At 53.1% G+C, this 6738-nt stretch carries 4 protein-coding genes; 1 reads left to right on the top strand and 3 read right to left on the bottom strand.

The window, feature by feature from the left end; genetic code table 11:
- Positions 1–124: 124 nt before the first annotated feature.
- The 3 genes from fhuE to DDT56_RS15915 all read right to left on the bottom strand — a co-directional run bounded on the left by fhuE (position 125) and on the right by DDT56_RS15915 (position 4414).
- Positions 125–2317 (bottom strand): ferric-rhodotorulic acid/ferric-coprogen receptor FhuE, encoded by a 2193-nt coding sequence (gene fhuE / locus DDT56_RS15905; RefSeq protein WP_136167425.1) that lies wholly within the window; start codon positions 2315–2317, stop codon positions 125–127.
- Positions 2318–2536: 219 nt separating this feature from the next.
- Positions 2537–3103, bottom strand: a complete 567-nt coding sequence (locus DDT56_RS15910; RefSeq protein ID WP_136167413.1) for a YbaK/EbsC family protein — start codon at positions 3101–3103, stop codon at positions 2537–2539.
- Positions 3104–3115: 12 nt separating this feature from the next.
- The gene (locus tag DDT56_RS15915; RefSeq protein ID WP_136167414.1) at positions 3116–4414 is read right to left on the bottom strand and encodes an O-acetylhomoserine aminocarboxypropyltransferase/cysteine synthase family protein; all 1299 of its coding nucleotides are present in this window, start codon (positions 4412–4414) and stop codon (positions 3116–3118) included.
- A gap of 548 nt (positions 4415–4962) precedes the next feature.
- On the opposite strand from DDT56_RS15915, the gene DDT56_RS15920 reads away from it, so the two are divergent.
- Positions 4963–6012: an ABC transporter substrate-binding protein gene (locus DDT56_RS15920; protein ID WP_136167415.1), complete on the top strand. Its 1050-nt coding sequence runs from the start codon at positions 4963–4965 to the stop codon at positions 6010–6012.
- The last annotated feature ends 726 nt before the right edge of the window (positions 6013–6738 follow it).

The following is a 6738-nucleotide window of genomic DNA, read 5'->3' on the forward strand; positions in this document are numbered from 1 at the left end:
CGCGCTTGTTTGGCGCTCCGGTGGGCGCAGTTGGCGATAAATCGCAGGGGGGGCGATAGTAGCGTGGCGTCGTGGGGGGGGGCAAGGAGGCCGGTGGCCTCCTTGGGTGGTGTTATCAGCTAAATCAGAAGTTATATGACGCGCTTAGCGAGAAGTTGCGTGGTTCGCCGTAAACATAGGTACTGGAAAGGCTGTCATCGTAGGTCTTGTCTAACAGGTTGTGAATGTTCGCCTGTACCGACAGGTTTTTGGTTACCTGATAGCGGCTGAACAGGTCAACCACGGCATAACTTCCCTGTTCCGCACGCCAGGTGCCATTGGCGGTAGAGACATCCGTATACACGCGGTTCTGCCAGCTTACTCCGCCGCCGACGGTTAGATCCTGCATCGTCGGCAGACGATAGCTGGTGAACAATTTTACCGTCGTGCGCGGCAGCTGCGGGTTCACTGCTTTGTTGTCGCTATCCCTGGCGACATAACGGGTTGCGCCGAAAGTCATTTGCCAATTATCCGTCAATGCGCCGTTGACCTCGAATTCCACGCCTTTGCTCACGGTGCCGTCGACGCCCCGGTATGCGGTATCGGTGCTGCCGGGGATGGGTATGCCGGTGCTCTCCGCGACGTTATCCTGTTCAATGCGGAATACGCTAAACGTGGTGGTCAGACGGCTGTTCATCCAGTCGGACTTCACTCCCGCCTCATAGTTGTTGCCGGTGATCGGCGCGAGGTATCTGCCCGAGATGTCACGTTCTTTCTGCGGCTGGAAGATAGAGGTATAGCTGGCGTATGCCGACCAGTTTTCATCAATGTCGTACACCAATCCGGCGTATGGCGTGGTGTGGTTTTTCTCCATGCTGTACGTCATGGTATCGGTACGCCAGTTAGTGTACCGGGCGCCGATAATCAGGTTCAGGGGATCGGCCAGTGAAATGCGGGTCGCTACGTAGAGCGATTTCATGACCGTTTTATCATCCTGGGCGACGGTCAGTTGACCCCAGTCGGTTTCCGGGAAATCACCGTTGTAGTCGGGGAAATTCGCCAATTCGTCAGGATAAATGTTCGCCCAGTTGTTCAGGTAACGGTTGGTTTGTCTGCTGTAACTGCCTCCCAGCATCAGGGTGTGCTGGCGACCAAACAGCTCATAACTTCCGTCAGTGAAAAGATCTATCGCATCCACCTTACGCTTGCCGGTATTCCACCCCGTGCCCCCGACATAATTATAGTCGGCGCCATAACTGGCATACGGCCCCACCAATGCTCCGGTATCCTGGTCGACTATCGCATCCAGATACATCATCTTGCTGTCGAACTTGGCTTCTGAATGGGTGGCGTTCAGGGTGGTTTGCCAGTTATCGGCAAATTGCTGTTTCAGGGTGACGAAGACTTTATTGAATTCTTTATCGTTGTAAGCCCAGTCCGGCGCAGTGCTGCGCGCCCGGTCATAACGTCTCAGGCTGCCATCGCTATTCCAGCGCGGCAGACCGCCCCAGGTCGGGCTATTCACATCAATACGCTGATATTCGTACCTCGCCGAGAGACTGGTGGTGTCGCTCAGGTCGGCATCGATAATGCCGGAGAAGAAGGTTTTTTTGCTGTTGTAGCGGTCAAGCCAGGAGTCGTTATCCTGATACCCGGCCACGATACGGGCGCGGACATTGCCGTCTTCGGTTAGCGGACTTTGCAGATCGGCCACATAGCGCTGTTTGCTCCAGCTACCATATTCCGCAGAGAGATTGCCTTTAAACTCACGACTGGTGGCATGTTTCCGTACCATGTTGATGGCCGCGGAGGGGTTACCCGTTCCCGTCATCAAGCCATTAGCGCCTCGCACCACTTCCACCCGGTCATACAGTGCGGTATCCGATAGGGCGTCGCCCAGATTCCAGCGGGATTCAAAATAGGTGGGAATACCGTCAATCATGTAGTTATCAATTAGAAAACCACGCGAATAATAGAGGCTGCGTTCGGAGTCAGAGGTGTTTTTGCTAATCCCGGTAGTGTATTCCATCACCTCTCCCAGCGACTGAAGTTGCTGATCATCCATGCGCTGCTGGCCGATGATGCTGACAGACTGGGGAATATCGCGCTGAACCAACGTCATCTTGGTGCCGGCTGAAGTGGTCTTTACGCTGTAGCCTTGCTCCTGACTATCAGCGGCATCATCCGTTGTCCCTTCAACAATCAGGGTGTCATCGGCATTATTGGTTGCGGCGAAGCCGGCGGAAGGCAGCAGTGCCAGAAGAACGCAGGAGGCCAGCAATGACGGCGCTGCGGCAGGCTGGCGTTGCCTGTCCTTAAGACGTTTGGTGAAAGACATCATTTACCCTTTATCAAAAGCTTGAGGAGATTTCAGTACCGATGCGATGCCGAGACTGAAGTTATGAGATTTGGTTATCTGACTTATAATTGCGTTTGCAAGTGCAAATGAGAAATATACGTATTAAGTTTACGGCTGTAAACCGGTGTTTCGGGTGATGTCGAAATCGTGTTTTAGATTGAAAGAACAGAGGGGATTAGCGGGGCGGGAGATGGGGCGTCAAGTCGTGGCCGAGAGCGATAAATCACCGGTTAACGCATTGGGGAGCGCGGCCAGCACGGGTGAGGGAACCAGTAGTTTGACCTCGCGAATGCCCCCGCCCATAACGACCACAGGCTGCTGTAAAACGGCGTTGTCAATCAGTACGGGCCAGTCGGTGGGCAGGCCGAAGACGGTAATCCCGCCGGGAACCATCCCGGTGAGTTCCGTCGTTTGGTCCGTGCGGGCAAAGGTGATGCGTTGCGCGGCAAGCAGCTGTTTGATGGCGCCGTTGACGTCCAGACGTCGCGCGCCGGTGCAGATAGCGGAAGCGTACGCCACGACGCCCTGTTTTTTATATTTCAGTATCAGCGTATTGACGCACTGCTCCAGGGGATAGCCGTAGCGTTCGCTGAACACCTGGGTATCCGACGCCTGGCTATCGACGATAAACGCCTTGAGCGGTATGCGCGCCAGCCGTCGAAAGACATGCGCGGGGATCTGGGCATGCAGCTGTTTGGGGTCGATCCATTCCTCATGGTGGGACTGCGCCAGCCGTTTTATCGCTTCGTAGTGATGCTGCGTCATAGGCGTGGCTGGCTATTTACTGGCTTGGAATGCCTGTTCGATGTCCGACTTCAGATCATCGATATGCTCAATGCCGGCGGAGATCCGCAGCCCGGCAGGCGTCACGCCGGCGGATAGTTGCTGTGCATCGCTTAACTGTTGATGAGTCGTGGCCGAAGGCTGGATAATCAAGCTCTTGGCGTCGCCCACATTCGCCAGATGGGTAATCAGCCGCAGGCTGTTGATAAAACGGCCGGCGCGCTCTTTGCCGCCGCTGATTTCAAAGGACAGCACGCCGCCAAACCCCTTCTTCAGGTATTTATGGGCAATGTCGTACGCCGGGCTGGAAGGCAACCCTGGATAATTCACGCTCTCCACTTCCGGATGTTTTTCCAGCCAGCGGGCCAGTTCCAGAGCGTTCTCAACGTGGCGATCCACCCGCAGGGAGAGCGTTTCCAGCCCTTGCAAGAGCAGGAAGGCGTTAAAGGGCGACAGGCTGGGGCCGAAATCGCGCAGGCCCTCGACCCTGGCGCGGATAATAAACTGAATGTTGCCGAACTCGCTGGCCGGACCGAAAGTGTCGTTATACACCAGGCCATGATAAGCCTCCGACGGCGTTGAGAATTGCGGGTATTTTCCGTTGCCCCAGAGATAATTGCCGCCATCGACGATCACGCCGCCGATGCTGTTGCCATGACCTCCGATCCATTTGGTGGCCGACTCCACCACCACGTGCGCGCCATGCTCAAGCGGACGAAAGAGATACCCCCCGGCGGCAAAGGTATTATCAACCACCAAAGGCAAGTCATATTTCCGTGCCAACTCGGCGAACTGGTCGAAATCAGGAAAGCCCAGACGCGGATTGCCTATGGTTTCCAGATAAAGGGCTTTGGTGTTTTCATCAATCAGGCTGGCGAAACTTTCCGCGTCGTCGTCTTTGGCAAACCGGGCTTCTATGCCTAATCGCTTGAATGATAGATTAAATTGAGCATAGGTGCCGCCGTACAAGGAAGGCGATGTGACGAAATTATCGCCAGCCTGCAAGATATTGTTCAACGCAATGAATTGCGCGGCCTGCCCGGAGGCCACGGCCAGTGCGGCAACGCCGCCTTCCAGGGCGGCTATGCGCTTTTCAAAAACGTCGGTGGTGGGATTTTGGATCCTGGTATAGATATTGCCGAATTCCCGCAGCGCAAACCGATCCGCGCCCTGCTGGGCGTTCTCAAAAGCATATGACGTCGTCTGGTAGATAGGCACGGCCCGTGCGCCGGTAGTGGGATCCGGCTCTTGCCCGGCATGAAGTTGCAAGGTTTCAAATTTTAAGGATGCCATAAGATGTTCGCTATTAAGAAGAGTGAGGCAATCAGAACAACATAGGCAGCGGTATTTGTTAACTGATTAAAAAGGATATTTATTGTTATTTTCGTACTATGTATTTTTTATCGGTAAATATTATCACCTGGATAATTAATTTTGACGTTAAATTATCATTCCCTGAACAATGGTTATCTCCAGAGTTAAGGCTGGTTATAAAATTAAAGTTTATAGCCTGAAAAAACTATTTTGGGGAGATTTCCCATACCATGGCGGCAATGTCTGGGGGAATTCAAGACGCTAATTCTACAGGCCGTGCAGCGAGGATTGTCCCGCGCATCTACTGTTAAATATATAAATAGTAAGGTATTGAGATTAATATAGCCCGTATGCACATTAATATATGATAAAAACGAATTTTAACCGGCGGGTTTTCGCGTATAGGGTATTGATGGCGCGCTGCTTATAGTCAAAGAGATGACTCGGCGGGCAAAACATATCAAGGCGCCGCGCTAGGAGGTCTTGCTGAGCGTCGTTCGGACATGAGACATGAAAGGATACGAGTTATGACATATTTCGCGCCGTTGTCCCGCCGGAAATTTCTCGGCATGGGGAGTAGTCTGCTGGCCGCTCCGGTCCTGGCGGGCATTTCACCGCATATCTTTGCCCACGATATTGGCACTCATTCTCAGGCTGATACTAACGCTCTGCGTCTGCCCGAGCCCTATAAGCTCAAGCTGGCCATCAACCAGAATGCGGTATGTATTGCTCCCGTTGCCATAGCCCAACAGCAGAACTTTTTCAGTAAATACAATCTGGACGTTGAATACGTCAATTTTGGCAACTCGACTGATATGCTTTTAGAATCAATATCGACGGGTATAGCCGATGCGGCCATCGGTATGGCTTTGCGCTGGTTAAAAGCCCTGGAGCAGGGATTTGACGTTAAACTCACCGCCGGCACCCATGGCGGATGCCTGAATTTGATTACCGCAAAAAACTCCCCGTTTACCAGCCTGGAGACACTTAAAGGCCAAACGATTGGCGTAACCAATATGGCCGGACCGGATAAGAATTTCTTTTCCATTTTACTCAAACGACGCGGCATCGATCCGCTGGCCGACGTGCAATGGACGGTTTATCCCCCTGATCTGTTAAGTATCGCCTTGGATAGACAGGAAATTGCCGCTATCAGCGGTAGCGAGCCTTTTAGTTATCGCTTACTGGATAGCGGTAAATATCAACTTCTGGCGAGCAATATGACCGGGGAATACGCCAACTTAAGCTGCTGCGTGGTCGGGGTCCGCGGCACGCTCGTTCGTGAAAATAAAGCCGTCGCCGCCGCAGTAACTCAGGCCATTATCGATGCGCACAGCTATGCTGCCGAACATCCCGAAAGCGTCGCCAACGCCTTTATGGCCCATGCGCTGAATTCCAGCGTAAAGGAAGTAACCGGCATTCTCCGCGGTCAGAGCCACGCCCACCATGCCGTGGGCAAGGCCTTTGTCAATGAGATTGCACAGTACGTCAGCGACTTACAGCTGGTGCAGGTGATTCAATCCGGCATAGACCCGCATCAATTTGCGCAGAGCATCTATGCCAACGTCTTTGCCTGATTGCGCAATTGCGGCTGGTGCGGTAATCCCCCCGAAACTGTTTCGGCCGGCCAGGGAAGACAAGCTTATGGCAAGCAACCCCGCAAGCGAGCATATAAGTCTTTGGCGCTTCACGAACGCGCCAGGTAAAAAGAATGGCTTCCAGCCGGAAAATACCAGCATCTGGCGACGATCCGACACCGTTGAGTTCCCGGCGCCGCGTAGTTTTGCGAACATTTGCATCTTGCCGATGGGCATGTGCGTCGTCCGCAACCGCAGCAGGAATTCGATCCAGGCCATATCCGATGACTCATAGCGTCGCCGGCCTCCGGCTGCGCGTAGCGCAGGGTATAAGCCGTCAAACCAGTACGCTTAGCGATTTCGTCAATACTTAGATGATATTCCATGAGGGGCATCCTAGAAGTTAGAGTGCGCTCTAAGTTAACCGCTTTATAAGCGTTCGGCGAACTCTCATTGTGCAGATAAAATAACGTTAGTTATAGAGGAGGGATCGGCTAAAGCGATTTTCGGCGCAGGGTAGTGGTTCGTTGACGGCTACTGCAGGAAGGGTTGGGGTTTAGTACCGGGATGCCGGGTCGAACGGGGGTGGGTTGGTGATTGTGAAGGAGATTAATCTCTGATTGTTGAACTAAACAGCAGGTAAAAAAATAGCCGGAAGGATCGTTAAGATCGCTTCCGAGCCTGTTTATAAAATTGTGTAATCGCCTGTTTTTGATATGTTTACCG

Origin of the sequence: Brenneria corticis, assembly GCF_003115855.1 — a bacterium.
GTDB lineage: Bacteria > Pseudomonadota > Gammaproteobacteria > Enterobacterales > Enterobacteriaceae > Brenneria > Brenneria corticis.

What these genes read in the sequence shown, in the direction of transcription:
- fhuE (WP_136167425.1), bottom strand. Translation starts at nt 2,317, where the DNA reads ATGTCTTTCACCAAACGTCTTAAGGACAGGCAACGCCAGCCTGCCGCA.
- DDT56_RS15920 (WP_136167415.1), top strand. Translation starts at nt 4,963, where the DNA reads ATGACATATTTCGCGCCGTTGTCCCGCCGGAAATTTCTCGGCATGGGG.
- DDT56_RS15915 (WP_136167414.1), bottom strand. Translation starts at nt 4,414, where the DNA reads ATGGCATCCTTAAAATTTGAAACCTTGCAACTTCATGCCGGGCAAGAG.
- DDT56_RS15910 (WP_136167413.1), bottom strand. Translation starts at nt 3,103, where the DNA reads ATGACGCAGCATCACTACGAAGCGATAAAACGGCTGGCGCAGTCCCAC.